Genomic DNA, 19,909 nt, shown 5'->3' on the forward strand with positions numbered 1-19,909 from the left:
GTTCAAAACGTTCTGATTTTTATTTCTTTCTGAACTTTGTTACTTCTTTAAGAACAATGTGGTTAATTTTTTTATCTTTAAAAAATGGAAACAGCCTACATCAAAACACCTTTAGGAATCACCAAAATCATAGGCGATGAAAACGGAATATCAGTAATATCAGTTGCTGATGAAGGTGAAATTTCTAAAATAATTCCAGCTGTTTTGCAAGAAGCGGTGAATCAACTCAATGATTATTTCAAAGGAAAACGAACCGATTTTGACTTTGCGCTGAATCCAAAAGGTACTGAATTCCAACAAAAAGTCTGGAAAGGATTACTGGAAATCCCATTTGGAAAAACCTGTAGCTATATGGATTTATCCAAAAAACTTGGTGATGTCAAAGCCATTCGAGCCGTTGCATCTGCTAATGGGAAAAATCCGCTTTGGATTGTCGTTCCGTGTCACAGAGTCATTGGGACAGATGGTTCATTAACAGGATATGCAGGTGGATTATGGCGAAAGAAATGGTTATTAGAACATGAGAATCCAACTACTCAACAAACTCTTTTTTAGTTGTTTGTCAATAAATTTCCTATATTCGTTTAAGAAAATCCGTGCAAATCTCTAAAATCCGCGTCATCTGCGTGCCATAAAATGATAGAAAAAATAAACCTGAATAATATCCTGTTTCTCGATATAGAAACCGTTCCCGAAGCCGAAGATTTCAATGCATTAGATGCTGAAATGAAAGATCTTTGGGAACACAAAACCCAATACCAGCGCAAAGACCAATACACACCGGAGGATTTTTACGACCGTGCGGGAATTTGGGCCGAGTTTGGGAAAATCGTTTGTATTTCGGTGGGTTATTTTACTATCAAAGGCGATATTCGGAATTTTAGAGTGACTTCTTTCTTTGGAGAAGAAAAGAAAATATTGTTGGACTTTAATAATTTGCTGAACAATCATTTCAATCAGTCGCAACATGTTTTGTGCGGGCACAATGCCAAGGAATTTGATATTCCGTTCCTTGCCCGACGCATGATTATCAACCAAATCGCCATTCCGAACAAGCTGAATTTATTTGGAAAAAAACCATGGGAAATGCCACATTTAGACACTTTGGAATTATGGAAATTTGGGGATTACAAACATTTTACTTCTTTAAAATTGATGTGTAAAGTTCTTAGAATCCCTTCTCCAAAAGGCGATATCGACGGCAGTCAGGTAGGACATGTATTTTATGTAGACAAGGATATTGATAGAATCGTAACCTATTGCGAGAAAGACACCATTGCCGTGGCTCAAATTTTCCTGAGATTACGTAGGGAAGAATTGTTGATTGAAGACGAGATTATTCATGTGTAAGCATTCTTTCATTGTCATTACAATTGATTTATTACATTTACAAAAATTATAGATTATGGTATTGAGTAGATTTTGGTTGGTCATTTTTATTTCAGCAATTGTATTTGTAGTATTTAGTTTGTTTTCTGGAGAAAGTTATACCATTGATCACGTTTTGAACGGAAAGAAAGATGATCCAATTCTGGTTTCGGAGAAATTTGCCGAAGAACTTCCTGCTTTTATTAAAGACAGTATTAAAAAAGCACCAGAACAAACCATGATTATCAATCGTGATACGCTAAATGCGGACACAACTTATGTTTTTAAAAACAAAACGGTAAAAATCTACAGTGGTGTTCAAAAATCAGATGGTTTATTGCCAACATGTAAAAGTACTTTGCTAGATTTAGTCCTTCCGCTGATGGCTTATTTGGCCTTTTTCTGTGGATTAATGGAATTGTTAATCATTTCTGGAGCCTCTGGAAAATTGGCGAAAGCATTAAGTCCTGTTTTTGTAAAAGTGTTTCCGAGTATTCCTAAAAACCATCCTTCCATTTCTTATATGACCTTAAACTTTGCTGCTAATTTTTTGGGTTTAGATTCTGCTGCAACTCCTTTTGGTCTAAAAGCTATGGAGAGTTTACAAGAAATAAATCCAGAGAAAGACAAAGCCAGTGATGCGCAAATTATGTTTATGTGTTTGCATGCTTCGGGACTTACTTTAATCGCTACATCTATTATAGGGTATCGTGCTGCGGCAAATGCCAGCAATCCTGCGGATGTGATGTTGCCTTGTATTATCACTTCTTTTATTGGTACTATTGCAGCCTTTTTAATTGTTGGAATCAAACAAAGAATCAATTTTAAAAGTGCTTCTTTAGTTATCGTATTGATGACATTAATAGCTGCTATTGTTGGTTTGTTGATGTATGTAAATCATTTGGATTTAATTGGAAAAAACTATTTCACCTCTAATCTTTCTGCTTTAATATTAATCGGAATCATTGCTTTTACGTTGATTTTTTCATTTATAAATGAGAAGAAATTTACAGAAGCATCGACTACCGTTTTCGAAAGTTTTGTAGTGGGAGCCAATAATGGTGTGAAAACCGGAGTGACTATTTTTCCTTATGTTTTGGGAATGCTGGTTGCTATTTCTTTATTTAGAAACAGTGGTTTATTTGAAATTATCAGCAATTGGATTGCTTTCATTTTTTCTAATATGGGAGTTAGTAAAGAAATCACGGATGCTTTACCGGTTGCGTTGCTTCGTCCCTTTAGTTCTGCAGGATCAAGAGGGTTTTTGATTGATTCGATGAATACTTTTGGAGCGGATTCTTTAACGGCAAGATTGAGCAGTATTTTTCAATGTAGTGCCGAAAGTACTTTTTATGTGATAGCCGTTTATTTCGGTTCTGTAAATATTAAAAACACGCGCTATGCACTAGGAACGATGCTTGTCGTAGATTTAATCTGTGTGATTACTGCGATTTTTGTGGCGACTTGGTTCTTTTAGGAATAGGAATTAAGATATATGAAAAAGCCTCACAATGTTTAATATTGTGAGGCTTTTATTTTGGTTAGAAACGTTTTAGTTTTTAATGAATTTCTTCGCTTCAGTTTTTTGTCCATCACTAACTTCAAGAATATAAACCCCTGATATTAATTGACTAACATTTATTCCGTTTTCAGAAACCTTACCTGCATCAACTTGTTGACCAAGGAAGTTATACACTTTATAAGAACTATTTCTGCCGTCAGCCATTCTAACATTTAGAATATTGTTGGTAGGGTTTGGATACATTGAGAAATCAGAAATTGAATTTTCATTTCCTAATTCATTCGCAGTTTTAGTCGTTGTAAAACTTGTAATAGCAGTTCCACCAATAGTCACGGTATAATCTTCTACTTCACCGTAAGAGAATGTTTCACAAGCTGTTTGTGCAGCATTGTATTTCATTGAAACTCTCATGCGAGTTGGTCCCGCCAAAGCTGATGTTGGAACTGTAAAAGTACCCGATAGATTTGTACTGCTGGAAGAAGATCCAGAAACTACTTCTTCAGTAGTTTCAAAAGTACCATTTTGATTGTAATCAATCCAAACTTTCCAGAATTCAGTGTAAGCGGTACCACTAAATCCGGCACTAAATAGGATTGTATTCGATCCATAAGGTAGATTGCCAACTTGAGAGGTAAAGTTGCCATATCCTGCATTCCCGGCTGTTGTATTTGCAATTCCTCCAATAGAAACATAATCGATATACTCATCAGCTACGCTGTTTCCTTTAGATGTACAATAGGTAAGTGTAGTTCCTGATGTGGTTACATTTACTACATTACTTGTAGCAGAGGTGTTTCCCGCTGCATCTTTCGCTTTTACTGAAAAAGTATAAGCTGTACTGGCTGTTAATCCTGAAACTGCGTAAGTCGTCCCTGTCAGAGATGCTTTTAATGTAGCTCCTTGGTACACATCGTATCCTGTTACACCTACATTATCTGTAGAAGCAGTCCAAGAAAGAGTCGTTGCTGTAGATGAAGTTCCAGAAGCAGCAAGGCTTGTTGGCGTAGTTGGTGCTTGCGTATCTGCAGTTGCGGTAATAAGATTAACGGCGTAATCTTCTACTTCTCCATAAGATATCGCTTCACAAGAAGTAGGAACTCCGTTGTATTTCATAGAAACTCTCATTCTAGTAGAACCTGTAAGAGCTGTTGTTGGAACTGTAAATGAACTAGTGGCCGGAGTAGTGGTGGCAGCAGTTTTGCTCCAAACTAATTCGCCTGCATCTGCAAAATCTTTATCTCCGTTTAAATCAATCCATACGGCATATCCTTCTGCATAAGCGGTTCCTGTCCATGTTGGTGTAATAGTAATAGTGGAAGCGCTTCCTTTAGTTAGATTCGTTGTAATTGCTGTGAAATCGCTATAGCCCGTTCCTCCTGTTGAAGCGTTATTGATAGTTCCCAATTGTACTCTGCTGATATATTCATCCGCTACACTATTTCCTTTTGAAGCACAATACGTTGCTGTAGCTGCAGTGGTAGTTACGGCAACGGCATTACTTGCAACAGATAAATTTCCGGCAGCATCTTTTGCTTTTACGGTGAAAGTATAAGCGGTGCTGGCTGATAATCCTGTTGCAGAATAAGTTAATCCTGTTACGGTTGTCACCAAAGTTGCTCCGTTATAAATTGAATATCCGGTAACTGCAACATTATCTGTAGCAGCAGTCCATGATAAATTTGTAGAAGATGCAGTTGTTCCTGCAGCTGCTAAACTAGCTGGGGCTGTTGGTGCAACTGTATCGGTGGAACCAGAATAAGCGGCTCCAACACCTACTGCATAAAATGCATTTGTAGTGGCAATTACTTCGGCAGAACCTGCTCCATATAGCTCCACTGCTGATTGAATTCCAAATGTTCTTGCATTCGCAAAAGTGGAGTTGGCCGATAGGTAAATGCTTTCTAGTCTGTAAGCAATTTTTGCTGCTTTATCGATTGTAATTCCGGTAACATTGTATGAACTTCCAATGTCATTTGTTCCTGTTTTTCCAACGGATAAAATATAAAACCAATGGTTTAAAACACCGCTATTGGTATGAACACCACAATAATCATTTGTTTGAGTTGGTGTGCCACAATTAATTACTTTCCAGTTTGTTCCGCCATAGGTGTCAGGTTGTCCTTCTAATTTTGGATTACTCATCGAACGCAAAGCTGTTTTACCGGATCTTCTTTCGATATCTTCACCAATTAACCATGTTGATTTTGTAGGTGCTGCAAAATATTCAACACAAGCGCCCCAGATATCAGAAAACCCTTCATTCATGGCTCCTGATTCTCTTTGATAAGCCAGATTTGCTGTTTTTTCACACACTGCGTGTCCTATTTCATGTGCTGCTACGTCCAGAGAAGTTAGAATGTCAAAGTAAGTTCCGCTTCCGTCACCATACGTCATTACACTTCCATTCCAGTATGCATTATCATAGGCATTATCAAAATGAACATAACTTTTTATGATGGCTCCTGCATTGTCATAACTGTTTCTGGCATGTTTGGTTGAAAAGTAGTCGTATGTTTTTTCTGCACCCCAATGCGCATCAAGAGCACCGTTGTCTTTGTTTGTATTGTTAAATTCAGCGGCAGTCCAGTTATTATCAACATCTGTAAAGTTAACCGCTGCTGTGTAGCTAGTTCCTTTTTTCATGTTGAAAGTGTTTATTCCGTTACCACGCGTATTATCAGAAAGAATATAAGACGAACCGCTCAATACCGTTTGAATGGTTTGTGCGCTGCTATAACGAGTTGCGGCATTTGCGGCAACAAATAGTGACTTTTCTATTCTTTCATCTGATTTTTCAGCAAGGTTATGGTTTCCATGGCTGTATTCGCCTAAGTGTTTAATGGTTGCATTATAGAATACTATTTCTCCAGTTAAAGCGTCAACATATACATCGCCACGACTTACCGGATTAGTGGCATAAATGTCAAATTTATAGACTAATCGAATGTCGTTGTTTTTTTTACTAGACTTGTCGTCATCCATCATTGGAAGTAAAACCAATTCACCAGAAGGTTTTGTGTAATCAAAAGCAGCCGCTTCTAATGGTTTTTCCCAAAGATATTCTTTTGCTCCAATTTGAGAAATTGCTTTAGTAAGAGCTTGCTCTTTTGTTAAAACTGGAGTGGTGCTGATGTCTTCCAGTTGGTAAAACTCTCCATTCATCGATTCTAATTTTGACTTTTTCGAATGCAATGAATACGTTGAAAATTCTACTTTTAATCCTTTATGGAATAGTTGAAATTTTTCATGCAGAAAACCCAAGTCGTCTGTTTCAGTTTTGACTTTTGAAAAATTTGAATTTTCTTTCAGTCCTAATTGCTCTTTTAGTACTTTTTGAGAATCTGAAGTCTTGTATATAGACTTTTCGCTAAAAAGGATTAAAGTAGGTTCTCCTTTTTCATCTGTGATTTTTTGCTTTACATTTTTGTCAGTTTCTTGGGCATTTGTTTCCAATGCGAGAAAAGAAACGGAAGCAAAGAGCACAATCTTTCCGAGTAATTTTGTTTTCATGTGGTATAGTTTTGGTTAATTTCAGATTGTAAAATTATTTATTTATTGGAGTTTAATTTTACGGTTTTACCACACTTTTTTTTAAAAACGTTTATTTCTTGTTAAAATCAATCATTATATTCTTTTTTATTACCAATACAAACAAAAAAAGGCAACTCAAAAGAGTCGCCTTTACTATTGATATATGATTTTTAATCAATAACCATCTCCGGAATTTCGCCTTCAATAATTAAATTTGCTTCAGTAGAAGCGATGATATGTTCAACGGTTACTCCTGGAGCACGTTCTAATAATTTGAAACCTTGCGGCGTTACTTCTAAAACGGCTAACTCAGTGACTACTTTTTTAACGCAGCCTACGCCGGTTAATGGTAACGTACATTTTTTAAGTATCTTAGATTCTCCAGCTTTATTAACGTGCATCATGGCTACAATAATATTCTCAGCCGAAGCAACTAAATCCATTGCGCCTCCCATTCCTTTGACCATTTTTCCTGGGATTTTCCAGTTGGCAATATCACCATTTTCGGCAACTTCCATCGCGCCAAGGATTGTTAAGTCAACATGTTGTCCGCGAATCATTCCAAAACTGAATGCGGAGTCAAAGAAACTGGCTCCGGGCAAAGTAGTGATGGTTTGTTTTCCTGCGTTGATTAAATCAGCGTCTTCATCGCCTTCAAAAGGGAATGGACCCATACCGAGAATTCCATTTTCACTTTGAAATTCAACGTCAATTCCTTCGGGGATATAATTAGCTACTAATGTTGGAATCCCGATTCCGAGATTCACGTAATAGTTGTGTTTTAACTCTTTCGCAATACGTTTTGCAATTTGATTTTTATCTAAAGCCATAATTAGAAAATTTTTCTCACGGTTCTTTGTTCAATTCTTTTTTCATATTTCACACCTTGAAAAATTCTATTTACAAGTATTCCAGGAATATGAATTTCGTTTGGATCTAAACTTCCTGCAGGCAATAATTCTTCTACTTCGGCTATGGTTATTTTTGCTGCTCCGGCCATGCAAGGGTTGAAGTTTCTTGCGGTTCCTTTGAAAACTAGGTTTCCGGCTTCGTCACCTTTCCATGCTTTTACGATGGCAAAATCAGCGTTGAAAGCGTGTTCCATAACATGCATTTTCCCATTGAATTCACGAACTTCTTTTCCTTCGGCTACTTCAGTTCCATAACCGGCTGGTGTAAAAAAAGCAGGAATTCCTGCTTGTGCCGCACGACAACGTTCTGCTAAAGTTCCTTGAGGGATAAGATCCACTTCAAGTTCTCCAGAAAGCATTTGGCGTTCAAATTCGGCATTTTCACCTACATAGGAAGAAATCATTTTTTTGATTTGACGCTTTTGCAAAAGCAATCCAAGACCAAAATCATCGACACCCGCATTGTTTGAAATACAGGTTAAATCCGTAGTTTCTTTTTTTACTAATTCGGCGATGGAATTTTCTGGAATACCGCATAATCCGAAACCGCCTAACATGATAGTCATCCCGTTTTCAATTCCTTGAAGGGCGTCCTGAACGTTGTTTACTTTTTTGTTAATCATAAAAATGAGTTGCTATTTGTCGAATTTTAATCTATTGATGAATTAAGTTTTAAGTACGAATACCTTAGCCCAGATAGTAGTGGAAATCCTTTTTTGAGGTTTTTACCGAAAAAAAGATTACAACGTATAGCTGGATTAGCTCCACACGAAAATTTTACAATTCAAACTCTTCGGTATCTTGTTCTACGGCTGTCGTATCTATTACTTTTTTAGGAACGTAACAGTCTACTTTTATGGAAAGATTTGCAGGTCTTTCAAAGCCTTCTTTAGAAACTTTAAGGGCTGGATCAGCATAACACAATTTCATGAAATAACCCCAAACTGGTAATGCCGCTGTGGCTCCCTGACCATAAGTAATGCTTTTGAAACGGGCCGAACGATCCTCACAACCTACCCAAACTCCGGTTACCAGATTAGGAACCATTCCCATAAACCAACCGTCAGACTGGTTTTGAGTAGTACCTGTTTTTCCTGCAATAGGATTTTTAAATTGATATGGATAACCCGTCCAGCGGTTGTCTCCGTTACCGCCGCCAGTGGTGCGCAAACGGTCTCCAGAACCACCTTCGGTTACACCTTCCAGTAATTTGATAATTGCATAAGCGATATCTTTATTTAAAACATCATGCGATTCAGGGATTGGTTCGTAGATGATAACGCCACTTTTATCTTCAATTTTAGATATAAATTGAGGTTTCATATAAACACCTTGATTGGCAAAAGTACTGTATGCGGCAACCATGTCTTCTACTGTGATTTCAACTGCTCCTAACGCAATGGAAGGTTGGTTTACAATTTCGGATTTCACGCCTAATTTATGGGTTAAATCGATTACTGCTTCCGGACCCACTTTGTCAATTAATTTTGCGGATATCGTATTTATGGAATTCGCCAAGCCTCTTTTCAAGGTAACCATTCCACGGTATTTGTTGTCTGAATTTCTAGGTTCCCAATCTTCGGTTACGTTATGGCGTCCTTTTCGGATTACAAATGGTCCATCAACAATCGAGTCACATGGGGACATGTTCAATTGTTCGATAGCAGTGGCATAAACAAATGGTTTGAAAGTTGAACCTACTTGTCTGGCGCCTTGTCCTACGTGATCGTATTGAAAATATTTGTAGTTGATACCGCCAACCCAAGCTTTGATATTACCGGTTTGTGGTTCCATTGCCATCAATCCGGATTGTAAAAAGTGTTTGTAATACCGGATAGAGTCTAATGGGGTCATGATGGTATCTTTTTCTCCTTTCCAAGAAAAGACAGTCATTTCTGTTTTTTCGCTGAACGATTTTATAATTTCTTCATCGCTTTTATCCATGGATTTCATCACAGCCCATCGGTTAGATGATTTCATGGCCTGATTCAGAATGCGTTGTGTTTCTACAGACGAAATATTGACAAATGGGGCATTTTTGTTACCCTTAGATTGATTAAAAAACTCTTCTTGAAGATTAGCCATATGGGCTGTAACCGCTTCTTCAGCATGCAATTGCATTCTGGAATCAATCGTGGTGTAAATTTTTAGACCGTCCTTGTAGATGTCATAATCTGATCCATCGGGTTTTTTATTTTCTTCGACCCATTTTTTCATGTAATCGCGTAAATATTCCCTGAAATAAGTAGCCGTTCCTTCTTTATGTGTTTCTAATTTAAAATTTAATTTGATCGGTAAACTTTGTAATCTTTCTTTCTCTTCTTTTGAAATAATTTTTCCTTTTTCCATTTGCGAAAGCACCACATTTCTGCGATTTTTCACGCCTTGTGGGTTTCGTATCGGGTTGTATAAACCAGAATTTTTAAACATTCCAACTAATATTGCCGACTCGCTGATGGTTAAATCCTTTGGTTCTTTAGAAAAATAAGTTTTAGCAGCTGAACTTACTCCAACAGAATTATTTCCAAAATCATATACGTTGCAATACATGGCAATGATTTCATTTTTAGTGTATTGTCTTTCTAATCGAATGGCGATAATCCATTCTTTGATTTTTTGAACGATTCTAAAGGGTAAAAATTTTGAGCCCTCCCCGTGAAACAATTGTTTGGCCAATTGCTGTGTTAATGTACTCGCTCCACCGCTGGTTCCAAAACTGGAAATCGCTCTCAAAGTTCCTCTACCATCAATACCGGAATGCTCATAAAAACGAGCATCTTCAGTAGCGATTAGAGCTTCTATCAGATTTTTAGGTAAGTCAGAATACTTTAATTGAGATCTGTTTTTTTCAAAATACTTACCCAAAACTACTCCGTCAGCCGAAATAATTTCGGTTGCTAAATTAGAATCAGGATTTTCTAAGTCTTCAAAAGAAGGCATCGAACCGAAGATTCCCCACGAAGCAAATAAGAAAAACAAACCGATGCCACCTAAGCCGATAAAGAAGATTTTCCAAAATTTATTTTTGTAGTAATTGATGTCTTTATCAATGTTCTTTGCCTGATTATTGTTTTTTTTGATAGCCATAATACTTTCTTAATCTTTTTTTTCTATTCTGAAGCCCACTTCTGTAATTCCATCTAAAAGGACTACGCCAGGAATCTTTCCAGTTTCCCTAACCGCTTGTTTGATGTGTACTTTGTATTTTCCTCTGAATTTTACGTTTTCTTTAAAATATAATTTACTTTCTTTTATATCCGAGAATCCATCACCAAGCAATGTTCCATCGGGATTTGCCATTTGGTATTCAAGAGTGTCTACTTTTGTAAAACCATTCGGCAATTCCATTGCAACGATTAGAAAGAGATTGTTGTATTGATACTTATTGTTGTCTCTTAAATTGATAAACAAATTATATCGTTTTGTAGAGTCTAATTCCGGTAAATTGAACGTTACAATGCTGTCTTTATGCCATGCGTCTCCAACAGATTTATACTCATCAAAAACCCTTTTTTCATCACATGAAATAAAAAGGGTTACAATCAAAAGAAGTACAGCGCTATTTTTTATCCACATTTTTAGTAATAATTATTGGTTTTCTCGGCTCTGCAGGTTTTTTATCAGCAGGGGCTTGGCGGTTATTGTTTACAGGTTTGTTATTGTTTGTAATTTTATTGTTGCTTGCAGGCTTGTTATTATTGGCTACAATTGCATTTTCACCAGCCGGTTTGCGTTTTTTATTCTGTTTTTTCTTTGGTTTTGGCTGATCAAAACGAGTCAGACTTTCCTGCCCCATCGCATTATTGAAGTTTTTTTCTGGCTCAACAATTAGCTCGATAGCATAATCTTCGAGTGAAGAAACTTTGTTTTTTAGTTTGTTTTCAGCAACAATTTCTTTGACTTGGTCAATTTTCAACACATGCCAATTGGCAAAATTATTGGTATACGCAAACCACATCAGACCTTTGAAAATATCTTGTTTTTGGCAAATGGCATCTCCTTTTTCAGTCACCAATTTTGTCTCGAAATCCGGAAAATCTTTCAACGCATCCATGTACGTATCCAGCTCATAGTTCAAGCAGCATTTTAATTTTCCGCATTGTCCAGCCAGTTTTTGTGGATTCAAAGACAGTTGTTGGTATCGAGCCGCAGAAGTATTTACACTTCTAAAATCCGTTAACCAGGTAGAACAACACAATTCTCTTCCACAAGAACCAATTCCTCCTAAACGAGCTGCTTCCTGACGGAAACCTACTTGTTTCATCTCAATTCGAGTACTGAATTCTTTAGCGAAATCCTTAATTAAAGCACGAAAGTCAATACGGTCATTTGCCGTGTAATAAAACGTAGCTTTTGATCCATCACCTTGAAATTCAATATCCGAAATTTTCATTTCCAGTTTTTGAGCAATCGCCAGTTCACGAGCGCGAACCTTCATCGGCTCTTCACGATCTCTTGCTGCTGACCAAATGTCAATATCTTTTTGAGATGCTTTTCTGTAAATTTTTGGAATTTCATTACCCAGGTAATTGGCTCCTTTTTTCTTCATTTGAATTTTAACTAACTCTCCTGTCAAAGTTACGATTCCTATATCGTGACCCGGAGAAGCAACAGTAGCAACAATGTCGCCCATGCTTAACGTTAATTTCTCGGTATTGCGGTAAAATTCTTTTCTTCCGTTTTTGAAACGTACTTCAACACAGTCAAAAGGGGCGTCGCCATTAGGCAAACTCATATTAGAAAGCCAATCGAAAACCGTTAATTTATTGCAGCTATCGGTGCCGCAAGTCCCATTATTTTTACAACCCTTAGGTGCGCCACCATCAGAAGTTGAACAACTTGTACATGCCATAATCTTATATGTAGTGTTGCGACGAGCACAACTTAAGTTCTTAAAACGTTTAATGTGTAAAGATAGTATTTTTTAATTTTATGGAACAACGCCTATTTGCGCCAATAAATCATAAATTTTTAATAAAAAAACCCATTACAATTGCAGCTGTAATGGGTTGAATATATATCTATCTTTAATAAAAAGCTTAGGTTTCTTTCACCGAAATTATTTTCACCGGACATGCTTTTGCCGCCAATTCACAACTTTCAACAATCGTGTGGTCGTGTGATTTTAAAGTAAAAAAACCTTTGGCATTTTGCGAATGAATCAAAACTGATTTCCCGTCTTTCTTGGACATTTGAAATTGAACCGGCGCCATTTCAACGCAATAATTACAGCCAATGCATTTGTCTCTTTGTAAAGTAACAATAACCATTAGGCTTCCACTATTTTATATAATTTGTCGGACATTCGGATTCTGAAAGGTAATTTTAAAGTACAGTCATCGCCTTTGGTCGCTTTGTCAGCCGTAATATCATTGACAAACATTTCGTTGATAATCATTTCCTGCGCTCCGGTGCTTGGTCCTGTTACCAGAATTTTATCTCCAATTTTGATGTCGTAAGCTTCAATTTTGAATTTACCAATGTTGGCTTTCGGGAAATAATGGGTTCCTTTTCCCACATAGACTTTTTTCTGTGTAGCCATCGATCCAGAAACATCACTCCATTCTCCCAATTCTTGTCCGAGATAATAACCGGACCAAAAACCACGATTATAAACCGTGTTTAACGCTTCCATCCAATCCGCTACTTTTTCTTTGGAAAAGGAACCTTCATAATAACTGTCAATCGCTTCCCGATACGTTTTGATAACGGTGGCGACATATTCAGGAGCACGGCCACGACCCTCAATTTTCAGCACCTGAATGCCTGAATCAATGACTTGGTCCAGAAAATCTAAGGTGCATAAATCTTTTGGAGACATTAAATATTCGTTGTCGACTTCGATTTCAAAACCGGTTTCCTGATCTATAACAGTGTATTTCTTGCGGCAATTTTGTTTACATGCACCACGATTTGCCGAGGAATTATTGGAGTGTAAACTCAAATAACATTTTCCTGAAACTGCCATACACAAAGCACCATGACCAAAAATTTCGATTTCCACTAAGTTTCCGTTTGGACCTTTAATTTGTTCTTTTTCGATTTGAGCGGTGATGCTTTTTACTTGGCGTAAACTCAATTCCCGACTTAAAACCATCGTGTCTGCAAATAAACTGTAGAATTTTATGGTTTCAATGTTGGTCACATTCAGTTGAGTCGAAATATGAATTTCCATCCCAATGCCTCTCGCCATAGCGATAACCGCTTGATCAGAAGCGATAACTGCAGTGATATTCGCTTCTTTGGCTTTGTTTAATAGTGTTTTTACGACGGATAAATCGTGGTCGTAAATTATAGTGTTCAAGGTCAAATAACTTCGAACATTTTTAGTTTCGCAACGTTTGGCAATTTCCGGTAAATCGTCCATGGTGAAATTCACGGTGGCTCTGGCGCGCATGTTCAATTGCTCTACGCCAAAGTAAATAGAATCCGCACCATTATCTAATCCGGCTTGAAGAGACTCAAAGTTCCCGGCGGGAGCCATAAGTTCTATTTTGTTATTCGATGTCATGATAAATTAGTCTAAAACTTTATATAATTTATCAGATAATCGAATTCGGAATGGCAATTTGAAGGTACAAGTATCTCCCGAAACTGCTTTTTCTTGTGCTAAATCGTTCACCAGCATTTCTTCGATTACTACTTTTTGTTCGCCGGTTGTGGAACCTTTGATTAAAATAGTATCGCCAATTTTGATTTCGTTTTCTTCAATTAAAAACTGACCAATACTTGGTTTTGGGAAGAAATGAGTTCCTTTTCCAATATAAACTTTCTTAATTTTTGGCTCTTTTTTGATGGCAGTCCCGACGCTTCGGGATGGTTTTTCGGCAACAAAAACACCATGCGTTTCTTCGTTGTTTTTGAAAGTCAAAACATCTGATTTTCCTTTTTTGAAAATCTTATTTCCGTTTTTTATTCCTCTGCGAATGGCTTTTTGTTCTTCTTCCGGCATGTGAATTACACTCACACATTCAGCAGAACAGCAACCTTCCATTTTTTCCTTGCAGGAGTCACATTGGATGAAAAGTAAATGACAGCCTTCGTTCACGCAATTCGTATGCACATCACAAGGTTCGCCACATTGATGGCATTGGGAAACAATATCGTCTGTGATTCTTTCGCCCAAGCGGTGATCAAATACGAAGTTTTTTCCAATGAATTTACTTTCTAAACCTTCGGCTTTTACTTGACGGGTGTATTCTATAATTCCGCCTTCAAGTTGGTACACGTTTTCAAAACCTTTGTGTTTGAAATAAGCGCTGGCTTTCTCGCAGCGGATTCCTCCGGTGCAATACATCAATAGTTTTTTGTCTTGTTTGTGTTCAGCAAGTTGTTCTTCTATGATTGGTAAACTTTCACGAAAAGTATCAACATCTGGTTTTATAGCTTTGGTAAAATGTCCAATTTCACTTTCGTAATGATTTCTCATATCGACCACAATCGTGTTTGGATCTTCAAGTAAATCGTTGAATTCCTTGGCTTTTAAATGGATTCCTATATTAGTTACATCAAAAGTTTCATCAACCAAACCATCTGCCACAATCTTATCACGGACTTTTACAGTCAGTTTCAAAAACGAATGATCGTCTTGCTCTACGGCTATATTCAATCGGATTCCTTTCATGAAATCATAGACTTCAATAGAATCTTTGAATGCGTAGAAATTATCGGCAGGAAGTGATAATTGGGCGTTGATTCCCTCACTGGCTACATAAATTCTGCCCAGAACTTCAAGTGAGTTCCACGCCAGAAATAATTCGTTACGAAATTGTGTTGGATTTGAGATTTGCGCATAAGCATAGAAAGACAGCGTAAGACGTTGTTTTCCGGCATCATCAATCATGATGGCTCTTTCCTCTGCGCTTAATGTGTTATACAGTTGCATGCTATAAACAGTTTTAAGTTGAGAAATATATTTTTTGCAAAAGTAGGTAAAAAGGTTCAGAGGAGCAAAAATCTTTAGGGACAAAGGTGCAAAGTAGGAGGAGGCAAAGGCTAGAGGTAAAAATAAAAAAGCACTAAATTAATAGTGCTTTTGTAAACTTTGTGCCTAAACACCTTTGTTTCTTTGTGCCTTTTTTAAAAACTAGCAATACTCGTTGAAAGCGTCTTTCAAGTTTTCAGCAATTAGTTCCGCTGGGCGACCTTCAATGTGGTGACGCTCTAGCATGTGCACTAATTCTCCGTTTTTGAACAAAGCCATACTTGGCGATGATGGAGGAAAAGGGAACATGTGTTGTCTTGCAGCATCAACCGCATCTTTGTCAACTCCTGCAAAAACGGTGATTAAATGGTCTGGTTTTTTAGCGCCATCTAAACTCATTTTTGCTCCCGGACGCGCGTTTCTTGCAGCACAACCACAAACCGAATTTACAACGACAAGTGTTGTTCCTTCTAATTTCATTGCGTTTTCTACTGCTTCAGCACTATGTAAATCTTGAAAACCTGCAGCTGTTAATTCCGCTTGCATTGGTTTTACCATTTCTTCTGGATACATATCTTTTTATTTTAAATCAATATTAATTTTGAGTTGCAAAGTTACAAAGTTTACAATCAAGAATTGAAGTTCAATTATAAAGTTTTGTTATAGTTTGATTGTTATTTTATTGCTTTGGAAGCCACATGGAAAATAGCTTTTATAAATAGCATTTTTGGACATTTTAAAATCACTTGAATATCTTCGTATAAAGTAGTTTCCTCGTCTAGAAATTTAAAAATCAAGGTTGGATTTCCTTTTTTGAACATCGAAGAAAAAATGTGGGAACCCAATTCGTTTTTTCGGTCCAAAATGTCTAACAAAAGTAAATCGTAAAACCAGAATTTTGTCTTTCTATGAAATTTTGTGAAGTCAGTTTTCCTTTGCAGAAAGGCAACCAATTCACTTGATTTTTTATCGGAATTTTTGAAAGTATAACCCGTACTGGCTTTTGTCCAACCGCCGGAAGTTCCTATATTGAGTACGTTTTTAGTATTTGCTTTCCAAAAAGGATAACACGTCATAGGAATACTGCCTTGCTCTTTTTCGACGATTTCATAGTTCGTAATCCCAAGGTTTTTGAGATACTTTTTGATTTCGTTTTCGTATTCCTCCGTCTTTAAATGCTGGTGCGAAAACAAGGTGTATTCCAGTAAAGCCTCGGTTTTTGATGTGGGTAACACGTACATAAAACGGGTATTTCCTCTTTGTTCCACCGAAAAATCCATGAAAGTAGCTTGTTCCGAATTGAAAACAGGCTGCTCGCTTTTGATAAACCAACCAATAAAATGCTGTTGTAAAACAGGATATTTCGCCTGACTTTCTGCTTTATGTTTGTTGTAAATACTGTTGAATAATTTGGAGCAAGAAAAGGATTCACTTTCGGTTTGTACCAGAATTATAGTTTCGGATTCTTCGATTTCCAAAACTTTCTGGTTCACGAATGTGATGTTTTCTTGTTTCGAAAGCAAATCAAATACCTGCGTGTAAAAATCCAGCCCTTTCACCATATTGTAGTCGTACGGTTGCAAGTCTAAATCCCTGCGAAAGTTTTCATTGGCAAACAAAGCCGAATCCCATTTCTTAGAAATGGATTGTTCCCAAAGTGAATCGTTTGTTTTCCAAAAACACCACGTTCTATCGTTGGTTTTTTTGGTCTTTTCATCCAATAATAAAATACTTTTATCCTTAAATTTACCGGATTGTACCATTTTATAAACGGTCATCAAAGCCGATAATCCTGCGCCGGTAAAAATATAATCGTAGTGTTTCATTTGGGAATTTAACATTTCCCCCCAAAAATAGTCAATTTTATTCTTTTAGTTTGGCTAAAATCAGCTTTAATTCTTTTGGTTTTAAGTAGCCGCTGTGCTGAAAAATAATCTCATTTTCACTGTTCAAAACACACAAAACAGGAAAGTTCAGTTGCTTATTTATTGTTCCTAATGCAATGGCTAATTCATGTGTTCCGAAGTTGTTTCCTGTGGGTTTGAATTGAAAAGTGGTTTTATTGAAAATTACCGTTCGTTTTTCTTCGGCATTGAAATTAACAAAATAGAAAGCAGTGTTAAGCTCCTTGATGATTTCCTCGTTTTTGAAAGTGGTTTTTTTCATCGCGTGACAAAATTGGCACCAATCGGTTTGAATGAAAACAATCGTTTTTCTCTTTTCGATACGTTGTAAACTGTCAACTTGTTCGAATGAAACCGAATGCAACTGCGCAAATCCAGCCGGGATCGCACAACATAAAAGCAATAGTACATAAAGATTCTTTTTCATTATTTTAAGATATAGCGAAGTCCAAAAAAGCTTCTGATTCCTTGGTTCGGTCCATAGACATAAGTCGTGTCAAATGTTAATCCATAAGGATTTTCAGGTGTTGCTAGCACTTGACCGTTCGCATCGTAGGTTACATTTTTATCAAAAGGATCATTGGTTCTTGCAATCAAAAATGGATTGTTTTGTTTAGGCAAAAAGTTCAAAAGGTTTTTAATTCCGGCATAGAATTCAAAGTTTTTCAAGCCAGAATACGTAAATTGAATGTTTTGCAAACTGTACCAAGGCGATTCCGGAGCACGAGGATCTAAAGCGCTTAAAAGAGGTAAATGCATCGGGCTGTACACATTTCCGGTATAATCTACATTTAAATCGATAGCTTGAATTTTATACGAAACACTCCAAGTTGCCGTAAATTTTTCGGTTAGAAAAGGTGTTTCTTTTCGGCCATTTTCAACGTTTTTATTGTCAAGCAAAGAGGCGCCAGTGATAATTTTTAGTCCATTCGGAAAATTGAAATCGATGTTCGTACTAATTCCTTGGCTTATAGCATAACCGTTGATGTTGTCATAGATAATTTGATTTGCATCAGTGTCATAATCCGACACAATTTTATTACTGAATCGCGTATGGAAAAAGGAAGTTTCGATGCCGATAAAGGTTCCGTTAGCGAAATTTATTTTCTTGATATAATTCAAATTGGCATTTATGGATTGTTCCGGTTTCAGGTTATTTGCGATGACAATTTCGCGAGCGCCAGTCAAAGCAGCATGATCTTCGGTAAATAGATTGACTACTCTAAAACCTGTTCCGGCATTCAAACGTATGATATTATTGTCATTCAATTTCCATTTGTAGGCGATTCTTGGAGTCAAGATGCTTCCGTGAAACGAGTTGTAATCGTAACGCATTCCCAGTAACAGCTTGTGTTTTTTAGTGAACGTGATTTCGTTTTGAACAAAAATCCCTGGTAACCAGGTTTTCTCGGGGTTGTTATTTCCCAGTTTTGAAGTTGCAGGTGTATTGTCATCGTAATAATTGTATCGGGTGGCAATTCCGGTAAGCAAATCATTTTTTCCTATTTTTTTATCCCAAGTCAATTGTAGAAAACCAATTTTTTGATTCGCAATATAACTCGTTGTGCCATATCGGCTGTCCTGAAAATGTACGTTTCCTGAAAAGGATAGCATTAGTTTTTCCTGAAAAGGCAGTTGGTAACTTCCAATCAATTCTGCTCGTTTGGTGTAAATGCTTTCGCCGTAAATTTCGTCACCGCCTCGGTGTTTTTTCTCCCAACGCACATCGCCACCAAAACGGTCTTCATAAACTCCCCGCGCGGCAATGGTAAACAATCGATTTTCTTTTCTGTCGAAAGTCCATTTTTGAAATAGGGAAATTCGATCCGAAAGGGTAACATCTGTAAAATTGTCGTTATCGTTATCTATTTTTTGATTGTATCTGAAATAATTTATACCTAAAAGCGCAGTTGCTTTCTTGCCAACATTGAGTTTCACTCCTAAATCAACATTGGTTTCCAACCAAGAAGTAGAAAAAACATCAGCGGAGAAAAGGGGAGCGTTTGTTGGATTTTTAGTAATGATATTGATCAAACCGCCCACGGCTTCGCTGCCGTATAATGAGGAAGCGGGACCTTTTACAATTTCAATGCGTTCCACCAGTGAATTTGGAATTCCTGATAATCCATACACCGTTGATAAACTACTCACGATAGGCATTCCGTCAATTAGAACTAAAGTATACGGACCTTCGAGCCCGTTAATATGGATGTCTCCCGTATTGCAAACTCCACAATTGAGTTGCGGCCTTACGCCATTTACATTCTGTAATGCTTCATAAATACTGGCTGTTGGGTTTTTCTTGAAAAATATTGGAGAATAAACTTCTACTGGAACGGCACTTTCTAATCTTTTTACCGCTTTTAATGTTCCCGAAACTACGACTTCGTTAAGTTGGTTTTCAGTATTTGAAAGTTCAAAATCCAGAATGTTGTTTTCATTACTTTTGACCGTTATGTTCTTTTTTAAAGTTTGAAAACCATCTGCAACAATTTGTACTTTATAATTTCCCTCAGCAATATTTTCGATGTTGTACTTTCCTAAACTATCCGTTTGGGCGGTGTATTTTGTTCCAATCAAAGATACAAGAGCCTCCGAAACTCCTTTTTTTTCTGATGAAACAAATCCCGAAAGATTCGTTTTTTCTTGGCTGTAGCCAAAGTGAAACATCAGAAAAATAAATAACACATATAATTTTTTCACTATACTTAAATTAAATTTAGACAAAGCTAAAAATTATATTTTGCAA

Annotated in this window: 16 protein-coding genes; 3 read left to right on the plus strand and 13 right to left on the minus strand. The window is 37.0% G+C overall.

Going from position 1 to position 19,909, the window contains the following annotated elements:
* Positions 1 to 84: 84 nt before the first annotated feature.
* The 3 genes from BMX64_RS12215 (at position 85) to BMX64_RS12225 (ending at position 2,845) form a co-directional block, all read left to right on the plus strand.
* Positions 85 to 555, plus strand: a complete 471-nt coding sequence (locus tag BMX64_RS12215; protein WP_091172265.1) for a methylated-DNA--[protein]-cysteine S-methyltransferase — start codon at positions 85 to 87, stop codon at positions 553 to 555.
* A gap of 81 nt (positions 556 to 636) precedes the next feature.
* Positions 637 to 1,350: a 3'-5' exonuclease gene (locus BMX64_RS12220; RefSeq protein ID WP_091172267.1), complete on the plus strand. Its 714-nt coding sequence runs from the start codon at positions 637 to 639 to the stop codon at positions 1,348 to 1,350.
* Positions 1,351 to 1,405: 55 nt separating this feature from the next.
* Entirely contained in the window at positions 1,406 to 2,845 is a 1,440-nt protein-coding gene (locus BMX64_RS12225) for a nucleoside recognition domain-containing protein (RefSeq protein ID WP_091172269.1), read from the plus strand.
* Between the two features lie 75 nt (positions 2,846 to 2,920).
* Here BMX64_RS12225 and BMX64_RS12230 read toward each other — a convergent pair whose 3' ends face one another.
* From BMX64_RS12230 to BMX64_RS12290, 13 genes are all read right to left on the minus strand, one after another.
* Complete coding sequence (locus BMX64_RS12230) at positions 2,921 to 6,400, minus strand: M4 family metallopeptidase (RefSeq protein WP_091172271.1); 3,480 nt, start codon at positions 6,398 to 6,400, stop codon at positions 2,921 to 2,923.
* Positions 6,401 to 6,591: 191 nt separating this feature from the next.
* On the minus strand, positions 6,592 to 7,251 hold the full coding sequence (locus BMX64_RS12235) for a CoA transferase subunit B (RefSeq protein WP_091172273.1): 660 nt from the start codon (positions 7,249 to 7,251) through the stop codon (positions 6,592 to 6,594).
* A gap of 2 nt (positions 7,252 to 7,253) precedes the next feature.
* Positions 7,254 to 7,955: a CoA transferase subunit A gene (locus tag BMX64_RS12240; protein WP_091172276.1), complete on the minus strand. Its 702-nt coding sequence runs from the start codon at positions 7,953 to 7,955 to the stop codon at positions 7,254 to 7,256.
* Positions 7,956 to 8,109: 154 nt separating this feature from the next.
* Positions 8,110 to 10,419 carry a penicillin-binding protein 1A gene (locus BMX64_RS12245; protein WP_091172278.1) on the minus strand — a complete coding sequence of 770 codons (2,310 nt, stop codon included), beginning with the start codon at positions 10,417 to 10,419 and terminating at the stop codon, positions 8,110 to 8,112.
* Between the two features lie 9 nt (positions 10,420 to 10,428).
* The gene (locus tag BMX64_RS12250) at positions 10,429 to 10,908 is read right to left on the minus strand and encodes a gliding motility lipoprotein GldH (protein ID WP_091172281.1); all 480 of its coding nucleotides are present in this window, start codon (positions 10,906 to 10,908) and stop codon (positions 10,429 to 10,431) included.
* On the minus strand, positions 10,892 to 12,184 hold the full coding sequence (locus BMX64_RS12255) for a PSP1 domain-containing protein (RefSeq protein WP_091172282.1): 1,293 nt from the start codon (positions 12,182 to 12,184) through the stop codon (positions 10,892 to 10,894). The genes BMX64_RS12250 and BMX64_RS12255 overlap by 17 nt, the downstream gene beginning before the upstream one ends.
* A gap of 187 nt (positions 12,185 to 12,371) precedes the next feature.
* Entirely contained in the window at positions 12,372 to 12,602 is a 231-nt protein-coding gene (locus BMX64_RS12260) for a ferredoxin (RefSeq protein WP_091172284.1), read from the minus strand.
* Entirely contained in the window at positions 12,602 to 13,843 is a 1,242-nt protein-coding gene (locus tag BMX64_RS12265; RefSeq protein ID WP_091172286.1) for a peptidase U32 family protein, read from the minus strand. The genes BMX64_RS12260 and BMX64_RS12265 overlap by 1 nt, the downstream gene beginning before the upstream one ends.
* 6 nt (positions 13,844 to 13,849) lie before the next feature.
* A complete protein-coding gene (gene trhO, locus BMX64_RS12270; protein WP_091172287.1) occupies positions 13,850 to 15,217 on the minus strand; it encodes an oxygen-dependent tRNA uridine(34) hydroxylase TrhO in 1,368 nt (455 codons plus the stop codon).
* Positions 15,218 to 15,418: 201 nt separating this feature from the next.
* Entirely contained in the window at positions 15,419 to 15,829 is a 411-nt protein-coding gene (locus BMX64_RS12275) for a BrxA/BrxB family bacilliredoxin (RefSeq protein WP_091172289.1), read from the minus strand.
* A gap of 101 nt (positions 15,830 to 15,930) precedes the next feature.
* Complete coding sequence (locus BMX64_RS12280) at positions 15,931 to 17,082, minus strand: lycopene cyclase family protein (RefSeq protein ID WP_091172290.1); 1,152 nt, start codon at positions 17,080 to 17,082, stop codon at positions 15,931 to 15,933.
* 37 nt (positions 17,083 to 17,119) lie between these two features.
* On the minus strand, positions 17,120 to 17,587 hold the full coding sequence (locus tag BMX64_RS12285) for a thioredoxin family protein (RefSeq protein ID WP_091172292.1): 468 nt from the start codon (positions 17,585 to 17,587) through the stop codon (positions 17,120 to 17,122).
* Positions 17,587 to 19,830 carry a TonB-dependent receptor gene (locus BMX64_RS12290; RefSeq protein WP_091172825.1) on the minus strand — a complete coding sequence of 748 codons (2,244 nt, stop codon included), beginning with the start codon at positions 19,828 to 19,830 and terminating at the stop codon, positions 17,587 to 17,589. Before BMX64_RS12290 ends, BMX64_RS12285 begins: the two co-directional genes overlap by 1 nt.
* Positions 19,831 to 19,909: the final 79 nt, after the last annotated feature.

Source organism: Flavobacterium sinopsychrotolerans (assembly GCF_900110375.1).
In the GTDB taxonomy this organism is placed as follows: domain Bacteria; phylum Bacteroidota; class Bacteroidia; order Flavobacteriales; family Flavobacteriaceae; genus Flavobacterium; species Flavobacterium sinopsychrotolerans.

Coding starts and splice junctions, on each gene's coding strand:
- BMX64_RS12215 (WP_091172265.1), top strand. CDS start 85: ATGGAAACAGCCTACATCAAAACACCTTTAGGAATCACCAAAATCATA.
- BMX64_RS12220 (WP_091172267.1), top strand. CDS start 637: ATGATAGAAAAAATAAACCTGAATAATATCCTGTTTCTCGATATAGAA.
- BMX64_RS12225 (WP_091172269.1), top strand. CDS start 1,406: ATGGTATTGAGTAGATTTTGGTTGGTCATTTTTATTTCAGCAATTGTA.
- BMX64_RS12230 (WP_091172271.1), bottom strand. CDS start 6,400: ATGAAAACAAAATTACTCGGAAAGATTGTGCTCTTTGCTTCCGTTTCT.
- BMX64_RS12235 (WP_091172273.1), bottom strand. CDS start 7,251: ATGGCTTTAGATAAAAATCAAATTGCAAAACGTATTGCGAAAGAGTTA.
- BMX64_RS12240 (WP_091172276.1), bottom strand. CDS start 7,955: ATGATTAACAAAAAAGTAAACAACGTTCAGGACGCCCTTCAAGGAATT.
- BMX64_RS12245 (WP_091172278.1), bottom strand. CDS start 10,419: ATGGCTATCAAAAAAAACAATAATCAGGCAAAGAACATTGATAAAGAC.
- BMX64_RS12250 (WP_091172281.1), bottom strand. CDS start 10,908: ATGTGGATAAAAAATAGCGCTGTACTTCTTTTGATTGTAACCCTTTTT.
- BMX64_RS12255 (WP_091172282.1), bottom strand. CDS start 12,184: ATGGCATGTACAAGTTGTTCAACTTCTGATGGTGGCGCACCTAAGGGT.
- BMX64_RS12260 (WP_091172284.1), bottom strand. CDS start 12,602: ATGGTTATTGTTACTTTACAAAGAGACAAATGCATTGGCTGTAATTAT.
- BMX64_RS12265 (WP_091172286.1), bottom strand. CDS start 13,843: ATGACATCGAATAACAAAATAGAACTTATGGCTCCCGCCGGGAACTTT.
- trhO (WP_091172287.1), bottom strand. CDS start 15,217: ATGCAACTGTATAACACATTAAGCGCAGAGGAAAGAGCCATCATGATT.
- BMX64_RS12275 (WP_091172289.1), bottom strand. CDS start 15,829: ATGTATCCAGAAGAAATGGTAAAACCAATGCAAGCGGAATTAACAGCT.
- BMX64_RS12280 (WP_091172290.1), bottom strand. CDS start 17,082: ATGAAACACTACGATTATATTTTTACCGGCGCAGGATTATCGGCTTTG.
- BMX64_RS12285 (WP_091172292.1), bottom strand. CDS start 17,587: ATGAAAAAGAATCTTTATGTACTATTGCTTTTATGTTGTGCGATCCCG.
- BMX64_RS12290 (WP_091172825.1), bottom strand. CDS start 19,830: ATGTTTCACTTTGGCTACAGCCAAGAAAAAACGAATCTTTCGGGATTT.